At 30.9% G+C, this 17,464-nt stretch carries 18 protein-coding genes and 1 CRISPR repeat array; of the genes, 10 read left to right on the plus strand and 8 right to left on the minus strand.

Features of this window, described 5'->3' with window-relative positions; genetic code table 11:
* Positions 1-561: a CRISPR direct-repeat array (repeat unit 33 nt; unit sequence GTGGTTTGATTAAAGATTAGAAAACACGATATT).
* A 105-nt stretch (positions 562-666) separates the two neighbouring features.
* On the minus strand, positions 667-996 hold the full coding sequence (gene cas2, locus ACH2CG_RS08140) for a CRISPR-associated endonuclease Cas2 (protein WP_395064009.1): 330 nt from the start codon (positions 994-996) through the stop codon (positions 667-669).
* Complete coding sequence (gene cas1 / locus ACH2CG_RS08145; RefSeq protein ID WP_395064010.1) at positions 987-1,871, minus strand: type II CRISPR-associated endonuclease Cas1; 885 nt, start codon at positions 1,869-1,871, stop codon at positions 987-989. Before cas1 ends, cas2 begins: the two co-directional genes overlap by 10 nt.
* Before the next feature lie 277 nt (positions 1,872-2,148).
* On the opposite strand from cas1, the gene tgt reads away from it, so the two are divergent.
* The 9 genes from tgt to ACH2CG_RS08190 all read left to right on the plus strand — a co-directional run bounded on the left by tgt (position 2,149) and on the right by ACH2CG_RS08190 (position 10,822).
* Positions 2,149-3,279, plus strand: a complete 1,131-nt coding sequence (gene tgt / locus ACH2CG_RS08150; RefSeq protein ID WP_395064012.1) for a tRNA guanosine(34) transglycosylase Tgt — start codon at positions 2,149-2,151, stop codon at positions 3,277-3,279.
* Positions 3,280-3,385: 106 nt separating this feature from the next.
* A complete protein-coding gene (locus tag ACH2CG_RS08155; RefSeq protein WP_395064014.1) occupies positions 3,386-4,471 on the plus strand; it encodes an LptF/LptG family permease in 1,086 nt (361 codons plus the stop codon).
* Entirely contained in the window at positions 4,458-5,339 is an 882-nt protein-coding gene (locus tag ACH2CG_RS08160) for a DMT family transporter (protein WP_395064016.1), read from the plus strand. Before ACH2CG_RS08155 ends, ACH2CG_RS08160 begins: the two co-directional genes overlap by 14 nt.
* A 94-nt stretch (positions 5,340-5,433) precedes the next feature.
* Positions 5,434-6,387, plus strand: coding sequence for an acetyl-CoA carboxylase carboxyltransferase subunit alpha (locus ACH2CG_RS08165; RefSeq protein ID WP_395064018.1), 954 nt, complete (start codon positions 5,434-5,436; stop codon positions 6,385-6,387).
* A 151-nt stretch (positions 6,388-6,538) separates the two neighbouring features.
* Positions 6,539-8,083, plus strand: a complete 1,545-nt coding sequence (dnaB, locus tag ACH2CG_RS08170; RefSeq protein WP_395064020.1) for a replicative DNA helicase — start codon at positions 6,539-6,541, stop codon at positions 8,081-8,083.
* 321 nt (positions 8,084-8,404) lie between these two features.
* The gene (locus ACH2CG_RS08175) at positions 8,405-8,719 is read left to right on the plus strand and encodes a hypothetical protein (RefSeq protein WP_395064022.1); all 315 of its coding nucleotides are present in this window, start codon (positions 8,405-8,407) and stop codon (positions 8,717-8,719) included.
* A 245-nt stretch (positions 8,720-8,964) separates the two neighbouring features.
* Complete coding sequence (locus tag ACH2CG_RS08180; protein WP_395064024.1) at positions 8,965-9,357, plus strand: hypothetical protein; 393 nt, start codon at positions 8,965-8,967, stop codon at positions 9,355-9,357.
* Positions 9,347-10,147 (plus strand): sensor histidine kinase, encoded by an 801-nt coding sequence (locus ACH2CG_RS08185; protein WP_395064026.1) that lies wholly within the window; start codon positions 9,347-9,349, stop codon positions 10,145-10,147. Before ACH2CG_RS08180 ends, ACH2CG_RS08185 begins: the two co-directional genes overlap by 11 nt.
* 3 nt (positions 10,148-10,150) lie before the next feature.
* Entirely contained in the window at positions 10,151-10,822 is a 672-nt protein-coding gene (locus ACH2CG_RS08190) for a response regulator (protein ID WP_395064028.1), read from the plus strand.
* Between the two features lies 1 nt (position 10,823).
* On the opposite strand, the gene ACH2CG_RS08195 is transcribed toward ACH2CG_RS08190, so the two are convergent.
* The gene (locus ACH2CG_RS08195; protein WP_395064030.1) at positions 10,824-11,405 is read right to left on the minus strand and encodes a ribosome-inactivating family protein; all 582 of its coding nucleotides are present in this window, start codon (positions 11,403-11,405) and stop codon (positions 10,824-10,826) included.
* 304 nt (positions 11,406-11,709) lie between these two features.
* Here ACH2CG_RS08195 and ACH2CG_RS08200 point away from each other — a divergent pair, with 304 nt between their 5' ends.
* Positions 11,710-12,975 carry an asparagine synthetase B gene (locus ACH2CG_RS08200; RefSeq protein WP_395064031.1) on the plus strand — a complete coding sequence of 422 codons (1,266 nt, stop codon included), beginning with the start codon at positions 11,710-11,712 and terminating at the stop codon, positions 12,973-12,975.
* Positions 12,976-12,979: 4 nt separating this feature from the next.
* On the opposite strand, the gene uvrB is transcribed toward ACH2CG_RS08200, so the two are convergent.
* The 5 genes from uvrB to rlmF form a co-directional block, all read right to left on the minus strand.
* Positions 12,980-14,968, minus strand: a complete 1,989-nt coding sequence (gene uvrB, locus ACH2CG_RS08205) for an excinuclease ABC subunit UvrB (RefSeq protein WP_395064033.1) — start codon at positions 14,966-14,968, stop codon at positions 12,980-12,982.
* A 39-nt stretch (positions 14,969-15,007) separates the two neighbouring features.
* Positions 15,008-15,313 carry a type II toxin-antitoxin system RelE/ParE family toxin gene (locus ACH2CG_RS08210; RefSeq protein WP_395064036.1) on the minus strand — a complete coding sequence of 102 codons (306 nt, stop codon included), beginning with the start codon at positions 15,311-15,313 and terminating at the stop codon, positions 15,008-15,010.
* Complete coding sequence (locus ACH2CG_RS08215) at positions 15,298-15,516, minus strand: hypothetical protein (protein WP_395064038.1); 219 nt, start codon at positions 15,514-15,516, stop codon at positions 15,298-15,300. Before ACH2CG_RS08215 ends, ACH2CG_RS08210 begins: the two co-directional genes overlap by 16 nt.
* Positions 15,517-15,633: 117 nt before the next feature.
* Positions 15,634-16,290 carry a DUF3800 domain-containing protein gene (locus ACH2CG_RS08220; RefSeq protein ID WP_395064040.1) on the minus strand — a complete coding sequence of 219 codons (657 nt, stop codon included), beginning with the start codon at positions 16,288-16,290 and terminating at the stop codon, positions 15,634-15,636.
* 197 nt (positions 16,291-16,487) lie between these two features.
* A complete protein-coding gene (gene rlmF, locus ACH2CG_RS08225; RefSeq protein ID WP_395064042.1) occupies positions 16,488-17,441 on the minus strand; it encodes a 23S rRNA (adenine(1618)-N(6))-methyltransferase RlmF in 954 nt (317 codons plus the stop codon).
* Positions 17,442-17,464 lie beyond the last annotated feature (23 nt).

Consider the following 17,464-nt stretch of genomic DNA (forward strand, 5'->3'; position numbering starts at 1 on the left):
GTGGTTTGATTAAAGATTAGAAAACACGATATTAACAATAAAAGAAATGGCAATATTTGACATGTTGTGGTTTGATTAAAGATTAGAAAACACGATATTCTTAATCTTTCCGCTGAGCCAAAACAAACCGTTGTGGTTTGATTAAAGATTAGAAAACACGATATTAACGTAAGTTTTGGAGAAGAGGTTAAAGCGGTTGTGGTTTGATTAAAGATTAGAAAACACGATATTAGCTTATGTAGAAACCGTTAAGGCAAATTGGTTGTGGTTTGATTAAAGATTAGAAAACACGATATTGAGTTTATTGTTAGGGATCGAGTTTGGCAAGTTGTGGTTTGATTAAAGATTAGAAAACACGATATTGTTTATGTTTGTTTTGTCCCGCACTGCACCGTTGTGGTTTGATTAAAGATTAGAAAACACGATATTACGGTAAACTTTATATGTTCAACGAATACAGTTGTGGTTTGATTAAAGATTAGAAAACACGATATTTTGGAATTTCTGCTTTGCTTGAATCGATGCGTTGTGGTTTGATTAAAGATTAGAAAACACGATATTAGTTGGCTCGTTACCTTCTAATAATCAATAGAATAAATTGAAATATCGTAATAAAAAATGCTCCTTTTTTGGTTTGATAAGCCAAGATTGGAGCATTTTTTTGTTTCAAAACAATTCCAATTGTGTTGGTTGCGCTTCTTTTGGCACTTCGGCTTTACCCCAAAAGTTGAGAATATTTCCAAATTGCTTATCCGTTATTCGCAAGACGCTTACTTTTCCTAACGGTGGTAATAATCTGTGAATTCTTTTTTCGTGAACATCGGCACTTTCGCTACTTGCACAATGACGCACATAAACAGAATATTGCATCATGCTAAAACCATCTTTTAATAGGCTGTTTCTAAATCCGGACGCATTTTTTTTGTCCTTTTTAGTTTCTGTCGGTAAATCAAAAAATACAAATAACCACATAATTCGGTATCCGTTTAGTTCCATAATTTTGGATATTTTATCTTCTTTCTTTCGCCAGTATAACATTGCTGCAATGAACTAGCAGTTTTTTGGAGTGCAACCATTAACGGACTTTTCTCTTCTTTAAAATAAACCGTTCGAGTAAGAATTTGTAATAATTCCGATTTTAAAACAGTGTTCAGTACTTGCTCTTCATAGTTTTGCATAATTTCAAAAACTTTTTCATCTACAATTGGTCGGTAAGGTTCCATAATATCATCTGCTAATGCAAAAGCGTTGTATTTACTTTTGTGATGAATTCCTAAAGTATTCAGTAAACCGCTTCCAGATAAAGCTCTTGCAGTTGCTGCTCTTAGAATTGCATAGCCATAATTGAGAAAGTTATTAGGATAATTACCAAATCGTTCGCGTTTAAATTTTATCTCAAAAAATGATTTCCAATATTGGCTTGCTGCAACGCCTTCCATATTACTTGTATCACCACTTAAAACTTTGGAAGCCAAGAAATCGAAAACATTTTTATCACCAGTAATTTTTTCTAATAAGATGCCTTGATTAGTAATCTTTTCTATAATTGTATGTTGCCAAAGTTGTTTTTTAAGAGGTAAACTTGCATCTATCTGATTCTTGAATATCTCTTGCTGAATGTGATGGCTGTTGAGGTTCAGGAACATACCATTTGGCAGATGATTGGAATTACAAACAATGACAGAGGTATTGTTTTCTATCATTAAATTCATTGCAGGAATGCTTAAATAAATTTCGGGATGGTCTAAAACCAAAAATCCAATATCTTCAATAGGAATTGTACTCTCTCTTATTTCTGATTTTATAACCAATTGAAGATTTTTGGCAGTTAGAGAAGCTTTGTTTTCTAGTAAAATAGTTTTCTTTAGCATATGTAGAAATTTTATTTGTCTAAATTACTGTCTTTCAAAATATTAATTTTACGGAAAACCACATTTGTACAAAGAAAAGTAAGATTTTTTAAAATAATATTCCTTAGCAGATATACTTTAGTTAACACAAAGCTTATTGCTTATAAATTAAATAACAAATTTAGCTACTCCAAATAGCAAGAAATTAAATTTCAAAATAACGCACTTTGTTAAATTAAACTTTAAAATCGGAAACCTAAAATCTAAATAAATTATATTTGCCACTTCAATTATTTTTATGAAATTCGATTTATTACAAAAAGACCCAAATTCTAAAGCCCGAGCCGGAAAAATAACTACCGATCATGGCGTTATAGAAACACCAATATTTATGCCTGTTGGTACCGTAGCATCTGTAAAAGGTGTACACCAACGCGAATTAAAGGAAGAGATTAATCCAGATATCATTTTGGGTAACACCTACCATTTATATTTGCGACCGCAAACACAAATCCTTGAAAAAGCTGGCGGATTGCACAAATTTATGAATTGGGATAGAAATATCTTGACCGATTCTGGCGGATATCAAGTGTATTCGCTCTCTGCAAATAGAAAAATTAAAGAAGAAGGCGTAAAATTCAAATCACATATTGACGGCTCGTATCATTTTTTTACACCCGAAAATGTTATGGAAATTCAGCGCACAATTGGTGCCGATATCATTATGGCATTTGACGAATGTACACCTTATCCATGTGATTATCGTTATGCACAGCGATCAATGAAAATGACGCATCGATGGTTAGACAGATGTATTAATCATTTAGAAAAATTACCTTTCAAATATGGTTTTGAACAAACATTTTTTCCAATAGTTCAAGGAAGTACATACAAAGATTTAAGGATACAATCTGCCGAATATATTGCCAATTCTGGTCAGCAAGGAAATGCCATTGGCGGACTTTCTGTAGGTGAACCTGCCGAAGAAATGTATGCAATGACCGAAGTAGTTTGTGATATTCTTCCAGAAGACAAACCACGTTATTTAATGGGTGTTGGAACTCCAATAAACATTCTAGAAAATATTGCACTTGGAGTAGATATGTTTGATTGTGTTATGCCAACACGTAATGCAAGAAATGGAATGCTTTTTACCGCTCACGGAACCATAAACATCAAAAACAAAAAGTGGGAAGACGACTTTTCTCCTATAGACGAAATGGGAATTACCTTTGTAGATACTGAATATACTAAAGCTTATCTTCGTCATCTATTTGCAGCCAATGAATATCTAGGAAAACAAATTGCAACAATACACAATCTCGGATTTTATATGTGGTTGGTTCGTGAGGCAAGAAAGCATATTATTGCAGGAGATTTTAGAGTTTGGAAAGAAATGATGGTAAAACAAATGAGCCAAAGATTATAGTAAGGTTTAATGGTTTAAAAGTTTATTGGTATAAAATTATTGTAAAATGGAACAATAGTATGCCAATTTAAACAATACTTAAACAATTTTAAACAAATAAAAAATTATGCTAACAATTTTAGACAAATACATTTTAAAGCGCTATTTGACTACATTCTCAGTAATGTTGTTGATGTTTATTCCAATAGGAATTACTATTGATGTGTCTGAAAAAGTGAATAAAATGCTAGAAAATCATGTGCCTTTTAAAGCGATTGCACAGTATTATGTAGATTTTACAATATATTTTGCTAATTTACTTTTTCCTATATTTTTATTCTTATCCATAATTTGGTTTACTTCTAAACTTGCCAATAATACAGAGGTTATTGCAATTTTAAGTTCGGGTATTTCATTTACTAGATTTTTAAGACCCTATATTATTGGAGCAACATTTGTATCAATATTTGCTTTAATTATGGGTTTTTTCCTTGTGCCAAGAGCTAGTGAAGGATTTAAAAATTTTAGGTATGATTATCTAATAGGAAACGGATCAAATGAAAAGCGTGATAATAGTGATGTTTACAGGCAAATTAGTGCAGATGAATATATTTATGTTAGCAGTTTTAATCCGGTTTCTAAAATGGCTTTCAATTTTTCTATGGAAAAGTTTGAAAAAAATAAACTAAAATATAAAATCACTGCCAACAGAATTAAGTATAATGAAAAAGATAAAAGCTACACATTATTTGATTTTAAAAAACGAAAAATAGGAGCGTTTAATGATGTAATAGAAACTTTTGCTAAGAAAGATACCGTTTTCAAATTTGATTTAGAAGATTTAACTCCAGTTGTTTACATTGCAGAAACCTTATCTTATTTTGACTTAATCAAGTTTATCGAAAAAGAAAAGGTAAGAGGGTCAACCAATATTAATGTTTATTTGGTTGTTTTATATAAAAAGTATAGCATCCCAATATCGGCATTTATATTAACAATTATAGCTGTTGCTGTTTCTTCAATGAAGCGTCGTGGCGGAATGGGAATCAATCTTGCAATTGGAATTTTACTGGCTTTTGCCTTCGTTTTTCTAGATAAAGTTTTTGGTGTTCTTGCTGAAAAATCTAGTGCTCCACCAATTATTGCTGTCTGGATACCGAATATAGTTTTCGGAATTTTAGCCATTTATCTTCTACGGAATGCTAAACGATAATTCTAAAAGTTACCTCCATCTTCATCTGATAGTTTTCATTTGGGGTTTCACCGCTATTTTAGGAAGGCTAATAACGCTAGATGCGCTACCATTAGTTTGGTTTAGAATGTTATTTGCAGTGGTTTTTATTTTTATTTATATCAGAATTAAAAAAATACCAATCGTTATTCCCAAAAAAATAATTCTTAAATTTCTTGTAGCAGGACTTATAATTGCATTGCATTGGTTCACTTTTTTTAGAGCAATTAAGGTTTCTAATGTTTCTATAACTTTAGCATGCTTGTCTACCGGAGCTTTTTTTACTTCATTAATTGAACCAATTTTCTTCGGAAAAAAGATTGTTTGGTATGAAATTTTCTTCGGTTTAATTGTAGTTTTCGGACTCTCAATCATTTTTAATGTAGAAGGTCATTATACAGAAGGTATTATTCTTGCTCTTACTTCGGCATTTTTATCGGCTTCATTTGCAGTTATTAATAGTAAATTTGTAAAAGAATATGATCCAACGGTAATATCATTTTATGAACTTTCTGGTGGCGTATTGTTTTTTTCTGTTTTCCTATTGTTCACAAATAGTTTCAATACAGATTTTTTTCAATTAACAACTTCCAATTTTGTTTATTTACTCATTTTGAGTTCGGTTTGTACAGCTTACGCTTTTATCGCCTCTACTGCAGTAATGAAGTTTTTAAGTCCCTATACGGTAATGCTAACAATAAATCTAGAACCTATTTACGGAATTATTTTAGCGGTTTTAATTTTTAAAGATAAAGAGCAAATGAGTTCGGCATTTTATCTTGGAGCTTTAATTATATTAATAACTGTAATTTTAAATGGAATTATAAAAAGCAGGACAAAAGCAACTTAGCTGTTTTTTTGAAACTTATCCTGTAAAATTACTTTTATAGAACATTTAAAATTTTATCTTTGTAATTCGAATTTTAATTAATCGTACAAATCCTATGGAATATTTAGATTTTGAACTTCCTATAAAAGAATTGGAAGACCAGTTAGACAAATGTCAAATAATTGGTCAAGAATCAGATGTTGATGTTACCAATACTTGCAAACAAATAGAAAAAAAACTAGACGAAACTAAACGAAAAATATATAAAAATCTAACGGCTTGGCAACGTGTGCAATTATCGCGTCATCCAAATAGACCTTATACTATGGATCATATCAACGCTATTTGCGGCGATACATTTCTAGAACTTTTTGGCGACAGAGGTTTCAAAGATGACAAAGCAATGGTAGGCGGTTTAGGTAAAATTGATGGACAATCATTTATGATTATTGGTCAACAAAAAGGATACAATACTAAAACACGTCAATACAGAAACTTTGGAATGGCAAATCCCGAAGGTTATAGAAAAGCATTGCGTTTAATGAAAATGGCCGAAAAATTTGGAATTCCTGTAGTTACATTTATTGATACTCCAGGCGCATATCCAGGATTGGAAGCAGAAGAGCGTGGTCAAGGCGAGGCAATTGCAAGAAATATTCTAGAAATGGTTAGACTAAAGGTACCAATTATTTGCGTTATAGTAGGCGAAGGTGCATCTGGTGGAGCATTAGGAATAGGCGTTGGAGACAGAGTTTTAATGATGGAAAATACTTGGTATTCTGTAATTTCACCCGAATCTTGTTCCTCAATTCTTTGGAAAAGTTGGGAATATAAAGAACAAGCTGCCGAAGCTTTAAAACTGACTTCTGCCGATATGAAAAAACAAAAATTAGTTGATGATATCATTCCTGAGCCACTCGGCGGAGCACATTATGATAGAGAAACTACTTTTAAAACGGTACAACAATATATTACGAAAGCGTTTAATGAGCTGAAAGATTTATCAACAACCGACTTAGTGATGAGTAGAATGGATAAATACAGTAAAATGGGCGAATATAAAGAGTAAAATCTTACAAAATACTATAATATCCGTGTCGTACTAAAACCTAGAACGAGACGGATATTTTTTTGGTTATTAACAAAAAACATTTAGTTATAAACATAATTTTGTAATAACTAAACTTCATAAAAATTAAAGAATAGGTTACTTTCGCTACATGGAAAATCTCAGAAATATAAACCCAATAAAAGTAGATAAAACTACGATTATCAATCTTGAAAAAGGAAAACTTCCGCCACAAGCACTAGATCTTGAGGAAGCCGTTCTTGGTGCAATGATGATTGATAAAAAAGGTGTAGATGAGGTTATAGATATTCTTCAAGCAGATGCGTTTTATAAAGATGCACACAAACACATTTTTGAAGCTATTTTTCAGTTATTCACAGATTCGCAACCTATTGACTTGTTAACAGTTTCATCACAGTTAAAGAAGAATGCAAAGCTAGACTTGGCTGGAGGCGATTTTTACTTAATTCAGCTTACACAAAAAATAGCATCATCGGCACATATTGAGTTTCACTCACGCATTATTTTGCAGAAATATATTCAAAGAAGTTTAATTAGAATTTCATCAGAAATCATTGAAGAATCGTATGATGAAACTACCGATGTATTTGATTTATTAGACAAAGCCGAGTCTAAATTATATGAAGTTACCCAAGGAAATATAAAACGTAGTTCAGAAACAGCGCAGAGTTTAGTTATTCAAGCCAAAAAACGAATAGAAGAAATTGCCAATAAAGAGGGTTTATCTGGAATAGCAACAGGTTTTGATAAATTAGATAAAATTACTTCTGGTTGGCAACCTTCCGATTTAGTAATTATTGCAGCAAGACCCGGAATGGGAAAGACGGCATTTGTACTATCAATGGCTCGAAATGTAGCCATAGATTTTGGACATCCAGTAGCATTATTTTCACTTGAAATGTCTTCTGTTCAGTTAATAACACGTTTAATTTCTTCAGAAACTGGCTTATCATCTGAAAAACTTCGTACAGGAAAGTTAGAAAAACACGAATGGGAACAGCTATCTGTAAAGGTTAAAGATCTAGAAAAAGCTCCTTTATTTATTGACGATTCTCCATCACTTTCTATATTTGATTTACGTGCTAAAGCAAGACGTTTAGCATCGCAACACGGCATAAAACTTATTATTGTAGATTACCTTCAATTAATGACGGCTGGTGGAAACGGTAAAGGAGGCGGAAATCGTGAGCAAGAAATTTCAACAATTTCTAGAAACTTAAAAGCACTTGCTAAAGAACTCGAAGTACCAGTAATTGCACTTTCGCAGTTGTCTCGTGCTGTAGAAACTCGTGGTTCTAGTAAACGACCTTTACTATCTGACCTTCGAGAATCTGGAGCAATTGAACAAGATGCCGATATTGTTTCGTTTATTTATCGCCCAGAATACTATAAAATTGAAGAATGGGATGACGACGATCAATCGCCAACAGCAGGACAAGCTGAATTTATTATTGCCAAACACAGAAATGGTTCACTAGAAAATGTGCGACTAAAATTTATTGGTAACTTAGGTAAATTTGATAATCTTGAAGAATATGGTGGCGGATTTGACGACTTACCGTCTAAGATGAATCATGATGATAATCCATTCATGACTAAAAATCTTCCATCTGCCAATGAAGCATTTGGTAGTAGTTCCAACTCTAATGACGATGATAGTGATGTTCCATTTTAATTAAAGGCGTAAGAAACAAGCTACGTATTTATACCTGATTTTACTCCTAAATTTTAAGTTAAGATTTATAAACCTTACATTTATACAGAATTAATATTATATAACAATAATTTTAGTTGAATGTGTAATGTTTAAAAATCAAATAATTTATGTTTTTAATAAATTATAGTAAAGCCTATCCGGCACAATTTGTTATCATTGTATTTTTTACTTTTGTAATAATGGCATTATTAATCATTATGCGATTTAATTATGCACGCAAAAAACTTTTTCAAGATTAATTTATAATAACTAATTATTCAATTTAACTAAATAAATATTATGAGTAGCACTAATGTAATTTCTTTGGAAACAGCTCAAAATTGGGCTTTAAAATGGAGATCAAATCCAGCACATATTGTAAAAGCTTTTTTAATACCTCAAGTTGATATTACACAACTTATGGAAGAACGCGATGTGCAAGATGTTAGAGCTTATGTAGGTATTGATGAACTTGGAAATCATAAACTTATGCTTGTAGGTGTTACAACAGATGGTAAAGATTTAATAGATTATGACAACGGACATTACATCTATGACTACACAACTACGTGTCCGCAATATTGTGATTTAGAAAGCCCAATGATAAGAATATGAAATTGATATTTCATATATTTAATTTTATAGCAAATGGCTTTTTGGTATTGAATTTTATTTTATTTCTATTTCAATTTAGTAAAAGAAGTAAAGCATTTAAAATATTCACTATATACCTTGGGGTTATTTTAATTATTCAACTTGTATCTGTAGTTGTTATAAAATTGGGGTATGAAAACTTGTCAGTTTCGCATTTTTATTTTACGTTACAGTTTATTTTGCTTAGCTTGTTTTTCTTAGAACTCATGAAAGAAGAGTATCAAAAGAAGATAGTAAAAGTTTCATTATTTACAATAACAGCTGCAATACTCATAAATATTGTACTTGACCCCAATGTTATTTTCAAGCTAAGTTTACTTGAAATTGTACTGACTTCTGTTGCTATAATTATATACAGTACTTTTCATTTTTACAATATGTTGTCCAATAAAAAAGTATTTTACATTATAAACTGTGGTATTTTGATTTATCTATTTGGTAGTTCAGTACCTTTCTTAATGCACAATTTACAGGTTACTTATGGTAGAGATTTTGGTTATCTAATAGCTAATTTAAACGTTATTCTATACACACTTTATCAAATATTAGTTTTTATTGAGTGGAAAGTTAATTTTTCAAGAAAAGAATATGAAGAATAATACACAAACATTTTTTTTACAAAATGATTCTAATCAAGTGCTAGCATGTATTTTTATTACTTTTTTAATAATGGCATGTGTTTTAATCTTGTTTTTTTATTTTTCTAGAAAAAAAATTATTAAAAAAGAGATTGAAAAAAAAAATCTAGAAATTAACCATCAAAAAGAACTTTTAAGATCTGTTATTCTTACTCAAGAAGCAGAACGTAAGCGCATTGCACAAGATTTGCACGACGATATTAGTTCTAAATTAAATGTAGTATCCTTAAATACACATTTGCTAAAAACGCCTAATCTTTCTGAAACCGAGTTTTTAGAGATAACAAATAACATTACAGACCTGACTGTTAAGGCTTTAGATAATTCTAGGAGAATTGCTCATGATTTATTGCCGCCAGTTTTAGAAAAATTTGGACTTCATGCCGGTATTGAAGAACTAGCTTTAGAATATAATAGTACTAAATCTATTGATGTTCAATATAAAAATGAATTAGAATTTAACGAGGTAGATATTGATAGAAATTTGCATGTTTTTAGAATTCTTCAGGAGTTATTAAACAATTCTGTTCGCCATGGAAAAGCTAGTAAAGTTATCATAGATTTTAAAAATGTAGATGGTATAAATACTTGTTTTTATTCAGATAACGGAGTAGGATTTGACACTAAAAACGAGAATAATCTCAAAGGTTTAGGAATGAAAAATATTGAAAGTAGAGTGAATTTTTTAAACGGAAACTTCACAATAAATTCTAAAATAAATGATGGTTTTAAAATGGTTTTTACTTTTTAGGATATGAATAAAACTATAAAAATTTTACTTGCAGACGATGAAGAATTATTTCGTAAAGGAATTTATTTTTTATTACAAAGAGAAGAAAATATAGAAATTGTATTTGAAGCTTCTAATGGGAGTGATGTTATTGAATACTTACAACAAAAGGAAAATCTACCAGATATAATTTTGATGGATTTAAAAATGCCCGAAATAAATGGAGTAGAGGCGACCAAAACTATACATAAAGATTTTCCAGAAATAAAAATTATAGCGCTTACTAGTTATAATACAAAATCGTTTATTGCCAATATGATTAACGTAGGAGCATCATCTTATCTTGTAAAAAATGCATCGCCCAAAGAGATGATTGATACCATTAATGAGGTTGCAGAAAAGGGATTTTTCTATAATGAAGTTGTCATGAAAGTAATTCAAGACGATATAATTTCTGATAGAAAAGCAAATAAAAGTAAATTTGATGAAGAATTTATAACTTCTAGAGAAAGAGAGGTTCTTGATCTTATTTGTCAACAGTTGAGTACCAATGAAATTGCCGAAAAATTATTTATAAGTTCCAGGACAGTAGAAGGTCATAGAACTAGTTTAATGCTTAAAACAGAATCTAAAAATATCGCTGGTCTTGTTGTGTATGCAGTTCAAAATAAGGTAATAAAATTGGACGTTCTGTAATTTAATTAGCAATAGAATGTCCACCCCAACCAATAATTTCAAATAAATTTGGAGTAAATGCGACCTCATTCTCTAAAATACTACTTACTCCTTTTGCAACAGATGAAAATCGAATTGCCTCACTAGTAATAATCAACATTTTAGCAATAGAGTCAATTTCAAGTCTTCCTATTTCTCTTGAGCCATTGTAGGCATTAAGATTGTTTATACTTTCAAGTAAATTAAGATTAGTTATTTTAGGTAATTCCATAGAATATCCCATATTTTTATAACTTACATCTAAGTCTATTGTTTGCGCCTCTCTTGCAAATTCATCGCAAGGAAATGGTTCCATTTTAAAATTAAATTTTTTTCCAGAAGAATTTTCAAATCCTAAAACTGTAAGAGAAGCTTTTGTAGGTGGATTTTTCGAGTTTTGTTCTAATGCAAAATTCATATACAACTTTAACGACACACAATCAGGATGAGAAACAATAATTGTATTGCATTTTTTTGCATTTCCGTTAGTCTTTATAGAATGTATAATAACATCTAAATCAGACATATAGGTTCTGTTTGAATTTAATTTTAGTGGATAGTCCATAATTTTTAGCTTAAAATAAATTTTACTGACAATACTAAATAAACTACAAGAATCACTAAAAATAATGATACACCTAGTTTTTTTGTTAGATTTAAGCTTTTAAAAGAATTACCCATAGTAACAGTTTGATTTAGATTCATAGCTAATAATTATTAAATTATTTATGTCCCAAAAATAAGTACTATATATTTCTCTCATATACGTAGTTTTACGTGTTTTTGGTTTTTTTATTTAATTTAACAAACTAGCTATTTGATGGTAACTTTTAAAAATCGTATCTTCGAAATAAATTTATTTAAACAAGATGAAATCTTTAAAATCAATCTTAACCGTACTTTTTTTAGTTTTTATTGTGCAAGTGCGTGCCAATTTTATATTGCTGCCAATGGATGAAACTACCCAAAAAAATCATCTTAAAGCTTATGGCATAACCTACTGGTGCCTAGATAAAAAATATAAAGCTAGCTGGCTATTAAACTATAGAGGTGGTTCCTTTTTATTGCCCGATGCCTCAGATATTAGAAAAGAATGCCAAATAAGAGGTGTTAGTTTTGAAATTTTATCAGATGCAGAAGCCAATCAAATTTTGGATGAAATAGCTTCACCATCACAAAACATGGAAACTGTAGTTTTAGAAAAAGCACCCAAGATTGCTGTATATACACCTAAAGGAAAACAACCTTGGGACGATGCCGTAACCATGGTTTTAACTTATGCTGAAATTCCTTTTACGCCAATATATGATGAAGAGGTTTTATCAGATCAATTGATACTCTATGATTGGTTGCACTTGCATCATGAAGATTTTACAGGTCAATATGGTAAGTTTTATGGAGCTTTTAGAAATATGCCGTGGTACATCGATCAAAAGAAAGACGCAGAAGCATTAGCCACTAAATTAGGATTCACTAAAGTATCAGAAGAAAAGTTAGCCGTATCTAAAAAAATAAGAGATTTTGTAATTGGCGGCGGATTTATGTTTGCAATGTGTTCTGCAACAGATAGTTTTGATATTGCACTTGCTGCCGAAGGAGTAGATATTTGCGAACCAATGTTTGATGGTGATCAAAGCGAATCCAACTACCAATCTAAGATAGACTATACCAAAACATTTGCATTTAAAGATTTCATCTTAGATAGAAAACCAGAACATTATGAATTTTCTAATATCGATTTGACTGAAAAAAGAAATATGCCAATGGAGAAAGACTATTTTACACTTATGGAATTCTCTGCTAAATGGGATGTAATTCCGAGTATGTTATGTCAAAATCACACTCAATTAGTAAAAGGTTTTATGGGACAAACAACTGCATTTGACAGAAATTTAATAAAATCTAATGTGCTAATTCTAGCAACTAATGAATTAAATGACGAAGCAAGGTACATTCATGGTCAAAAAGGAAAAGGATTTTTTACATTCTATGGAGGACATGATCCCGAAGATTATCAACATCATGTGGGTGATGCACCAACAATTTTAGATTTGCATCCTAATTCTCCTGGTTTCAGATTAATTTTAAATAATGTTTTATTTCCTGCAGCTAAAAAGAAAAAACAAAAAACCTAATATTTTATATTCTTTCTTGTAATGCTTTAATCTCATCACGGTATTTTGCAGCTTGCATAAAATCTAAATCTTTAGCCGCTTTTTCCATAGCTTTTCTAGCATTACGAATTTTTTGTTCTATCTCGGGTTTCGATAAATACTCGCTTTCTGGTTCGGCAGCTTTCAATACTTGCTCTTCGTAATATTTTGTAGAAATGGAGTTGTTCCCTAAAGCACTTCCCAAACTTTTGTTCAATGCCTTTGGAGCCAATCCATGTTTAGTGTTGTAATTTATTTGTTTTTCACGACGGTAATTGGTTTCATCAATCGTTTTTTGCATTGAAGCCGTGATTTTATCTCCATACATAATTGCTTTTCCGTTTACGTTTCTCGCAGCACGACCCACAGTTTGCGTAAGCGAGCGATGACTTCTAAGAAATCCTTCTTTATCGGCATCTAAAATGGCAACTAATGAAACCTCGGGTAAATCCAAGCCTTCGCGAAGTAAGTTTACTCCAATTAATACGTCAAACAAACCTTTACGTAAATCTTGCATGATTTCTACACGCTCCAAAGTATCAACATCAGAGTGAATATAACGGCAACGAATAGAAACTTTTGTCAAATATTTAGTTAATTCTTCAGCCATTCTTTTGGTTAAAGTGGTTACTAAAACACGTTCGTCAACTTCACAACGCAACTGAATTTCTTCAATTAAATCGTCAATTTGATTCAAACTCGGACGCACTTCTATAATTGGATCCAATAATCCTGTCGGACGAATAACTTGTTCAACATAAACACCTTCCGATTTTTGAAGTTCATAATCTGCTGGTGTTGCCGAAACATAAATGACTTGATTTTGCATAGATTCAAATTCCTCAAACTTCAGCGGACGATTATCCATAGCAGCTGGAAGTCGAAAACCATATTCCACCAAATTCTCTTTACGACTTCTATCGCCACCATACATGGCGTGAACTTGTGAAATCGTTACATGACTTTCATCGACAACCATCAAGAAATCATCTGGAAAATAATCTAACAAACAGAAAGGTCGCGTTCCTGGAAGTCGTCGGTCAAGATATCTTGAATAATTCTCAATTCCTGAACAATATCCGAGTTCACGAATCATTTCTAAATCGAAATTAGTGCGCTCTTCTAGTCGTTTTGCTTCTAAATGTTTACCAATTTCCTTGAAATAATCGACTTGCTTTACCAAATCTTGCTGAATATCCCAAATGGCAGCTTGCAAAACATCGGGTGAAGTCACAAACATATTGGCTGGATAAACGGTCAGTTTTTCATATTTTTCTAAAACTTGTGAACTTCGGGCATCAAAAGCTTCAATTTCTTCAATTTCATCACCAAAAAAGTGAATTCTAAAAGGTTCGTCACCATAGCTCGGAAAAATTTCTACCGTGTCGCCTTTAATTCTGAAATTTCCAGGCGTAAATTCGGCTTCGGTTCTTGAATATAGACTTTGAACTAACTTGTGTAATAATTTGGTACGAGAAATGATTTGATTTTTTTCAATGGTAACCACATTTTTCTGAAACTCAACTGGATTTCCAATACCGTAAATACAAGATACAGAGGAAATTACAATAATATCACGACGTCCAGAAAGTAGTGCAGAAGTTGTGCTTAAACGCAATTTTTCTAATTCTTCATTGATAGATAAATCTTTTTCAATAAATGTTCCTGTAACTGGAATAAAAGCTTCTGGTTGGTAATAATCGTAGTAGGAAACGAAATATTGCACCGAGTTATTTGGAAAAAACTGCTTAAATTCAGAATATAATTGTGCTGCTAATGTTTTGTTGTGGGCCAAAACTAGCGTAGGTTTTTCAACATTTTGAATTACATTGGCAACGGTAAATGTTTTACCCGAACCAGTAACTCCTAATAAAGTTTGGTGTTTTTCGCCATTGAGAATTCCATTTGAAAGTTTTTCAATGGCTTGTGGCTGATCGCCTGTGGGTTTGTAATCGGATACGACTTGGAATTTCATAGGTGAATTTTGACTAACAAATGCTATTAAGATAATTTGTTATCGATAAAACTTTGGGTTTCTGCTAGTATGCCTTATTCTAAGTACATAGATTTTTTCAACATCTATTTTATAGGAAATTCGATAATTAAATTTTTCAAAAGCGCGATAATTTACATCAATTGGAATTCGCATTTCATCAGTTTCATAAATTTCCCAATCACTTTTTAGGATTTCTACTGATGTAACTAATGTATCAATAACTTTATCTGCAATTTCAAAACTTTTGGTTTCTTCAAGTAAATAAAAATAAACATCTTCTAGCTGATTTTGAGAAGTTTGTGTCCAAATTATCTCTTTTTCCATTGAGCAATTTTTTCTAAAACTTGATTATGAGTAGCAACATTTCCTTGAGCAATATCATTTTCAGATTTTTTTAAATCCAAATTATACTCTTCAATACTTTCAGATTTACTATCCAAAATTGTATTAATTGCTGCCAAATATGCATCATCATTAATTTCTGATATTTTAGAAATTACTATGTTTTTCAATTCAATTGTACTCATAATTAATTTCTGTTAAATACATTAATAACATTTTTATTTTAGTTTTAATTCAAATATTCTCTTGACTATACAATCTAAACAAAAATAATTAAAATTGTTTAGAAATTTACTTGTAAATCAAAAAAATAATTTCTTTTCAAAAAACTTATCTTTAGGAAGTTGTGTTAATAAATTATAAGAACTATTTTCATTGTCTTCGTGATTTCTCCAGATAAAATTAGCGTACCAATCGGCAAACCAAATCATTTTATTATGAGTGCTTTCTATAAAACTACATGAGATTTCAATATCAAGTCCTTGACCCCAAATTTCTGTTTTAATGTAATCAGGAAAACTTTCGCCATGACTTACTTTAATTGTTCTTTTATCTAAAATAATATCAATGTTATTATGCTGTACTATTTCTGGTTTGAGTAATAAACCAAGAACATAATTGTAAAAGATATTTTTATCTTTTCGTAATGATTCAAATACTTTTGATTTATTAACAGTAATAGAAATTATTTTAAAAGAATGACTTTTAGAAAGTATTTTATTTAATTGGCTAGTAATATAAGCTGCATGTTCAGGAATAAAATTTGCACCTTTCTTTTCAATATTCGGGGTGAGATTGTATTTTTTGTAAATATCAGCAATGAATCTTGAAATGTATTTTTCTTCTTCTTCAGAAATGACAATTCCAGTAATAGTTATGAACTTACTTGATCCACCATTTCTGTTAGGTTTGTCAAGTGTCCAGCCAAGATCACCGCTTTCATCTATAAATACTTTCATAAAAAAAAGGGCCAAAGCCCTTTGAATTTTTCTTTTAAAAAATAGACCCTAATTGCGATGTATTTACAATACATTTATGGTAGATGTCTCACCGCCACGACTTTTTAGGAATTACCTATCGAGTACAAATATACAACTTAAATTAAAAATGTCAAGTATTTCATTAAAAATTAACAAATTGCATACATTTTATAATTCTAATCAACGTTAAACTTCCAGTCTTTCTGTTGTTTTTCGCTCAAGAAAGTCCAGGCTACAAAACGGCTAGTTTTTTGACCTTGTGCCATTTCTATGGTTTTAATTGCTACTGCGCCAACTTTATTTAAGGTTTTATAAATGCTTTTTAAATTGTCTTTTTTAGAGACTAAAGTGGTAAACCAAAATACTTGCAATGGATATTTCACACTTTCATAAATCATTTGAGTGATGAAACCAAATTCGCCACCTTCGCACCATAATTCGGCATTTTGACCTCCAAAATTTAAGATTGGATTTTTGGTTCTAGTATTTTCTAAATTGTTTACTTTTCTAATAGTTGCTTTGCTTGCTTCGTCTTGCGATGCATGAAATGGCGGATTGCAAATGGTGAACGCAAATTTATCTTCGGGCAAAATAATATTTTTGAAAATAAATCGCGGTTCAGTTTGCAATTGAAGACTAATAGCATCAATCAATTTAGGATTTTCAGTTATGATTTTTTTGCAGTTTTGGATAGCATTTTCGTCAATATCTGTTCCAACAAAACTCCAATTGTAGGCATCATTTCCAATAATTGGATAAATACAATTGGCTCCAATTCCTATATCTAAACCAATTACATTTTCATCTTCTGGAATAATTCCGTTGTTAGATTCGGCTAATAAATCGGCTATATAATGAACATAATCAGCTCTTCCTGGAATTGGCGGACACAAATAATTGACTGGAATGTCCCAATTATGAATGTCATAATCTGCAATTAATAATGCTTTATTCAATGCTTTTACAGCATCAGGATTTGCAAAATCTATTGTTTCTACATCATGCTCATTTACAAAAACAAAAGATTTTAATTCAGTAAAACTAGTAGTTAATTTGTCAAAATCGTATCTAAATCTATGCGGATTTCTTGGATGTAAAGTGGTTTTTTCGGTACTTATTTTGTTCTTCATTATATCATATCTCTACATCAAAT

The sequence above is a fragment of the Flavobacterium sp. genome (assembly GCF_043778725.1).
Classification (GTDB): domain Bacteria; phylum Bacteroidota; class Bacteroidia; order Flavobacteriales; family Flavobacteriaceae; genus Flavobacterium.

Excerpts from the sequence above, each read along its gene's own strand:
- ACH2CG_RS08165 (WP_395064018.1), top strand. The coding sequence starts at position 5,434 with ATGGAATATTTAGATTTTGAACTTCCTATAAAAGAATTGGAAGACCAG.
- rlmF (WP_395064042.1), bottom strand. The coding sequence starts at position 17,441 with ATGAAGAACAAAATAAGTACCGAAAAAACCACTTTACATCCAAGAAAT.
- ACH2CG_RS08190 (WP_395064028.1), top strand. The coding sequence starts at position 10,151 with ATGAATAAAACTATAAAAATTTTACTTGCAGACGATGAAGAATTATTT.
- dnaB (WP_395064020.1), top strand. The coding sequence starts at position 6,539 with ATGGAAAATCTCAGAAATATAAACCCAATAAAAGTAGATAAAACTACG.
- ACH2CG_RS08200 (WP_395064031.1), top strand. The coding sequence starts at position 11,710 with ATGAAATCTTTAAAATCAATCTTAACCGTACTTTTTTTAGTTTTTATT.
- tgt (WP_395064012.1), top strand. The coding sequence starts at position 2,149 with ATGAAATTCGATTTATTACAAAAAGACCCAAATTCTAAAGCCCGAGCC.
- uvrB (WP_395064033.1), bottom strand. The coding sequence starts at position 14,968 with ATGAAATTCCAAGTCGTATCCGATTACAAACCCACAGGCGATCAGCCA.
- cas1 (WP_395064010.1), bottom strand. The coding sequence starts at position 1,871 with ATGCTAAAGAAAACTATTTTACTAGAAAACAAAGCTTCTCTAACTGCC.
- ACH2CG_RS08220 (WP_395064040.1), bottom strand. The coding sequence starts at position 16,290 with ATGAAAGTATTTATAGATGAAAGCGGTGATCTTGGCTGGACACTTGAC.
- ACH2CG_RS08195 (WP_395064030.1), bottom strand. The coding sequence starts at position 11,405 with ATGGACTATCCACTAAAATTAAATTCAAACAGAACCTATATGTCTGAT.
- ACH2CG_RS08175 (WP_395064022.1), top strand. The coding sequence starts at position 8,405 with ATGAGTAGCACTAATGTAATTTCTTTGGAAACAGCTCAAAATTGGGCT.
- ACH2CG_RS08180 (WP_395064024.1), top strand. The coding sequence starts at position 8,965 with ATGAAAGAAGAGTATCAAAAGAAGATAGTAAAAGTTTCATTATTTACA.
- cas2 (WP_395064009.1), bottom strand. The coding sequence starts at position 996 with ATGGAACTAAACGGATACCGAATTATGTGGTTATTTGTATTTTTTGAT.
- ACH2CG_RS08210 (WP_395064036.1), bottom strand. The coding sequence starts at position 15,313 with ATGGAAAAAGAGATAATTTGGACACAAACTTCTCAAAATCAGCTAGAA.
- ACH2CG_RS08185 (WP_395064026.1), top strand. The coding sequence starts at position 9,347 with ATGAAGAATAATACACAAACATTTTTTTTACAAAATGATTCTAATCAA.
- ACH2CG_RS08215 (WP_395064038.1), bottom strand. The coding sequence starts at position 15,516 with ATGAGTACAATTGAATTGAAAAACATAGTAATTTCTAAAATATCAGAA.
- ACH2CG_RS08155 (WP_395064014.1), top strand. The coding sequence starts at position 3,386 with ATGCTAACAATTTTAGACAAATACATTTTAAAGCGCTATTTGACTACA.
- ACH2CG_RS08160 (WP_395064016.1), top strand. The coding sequence starts at position 4,458 with ATGCTAAACGATAATTCTAAAAGTTACCTCCATCTTCATCTGATAGTT.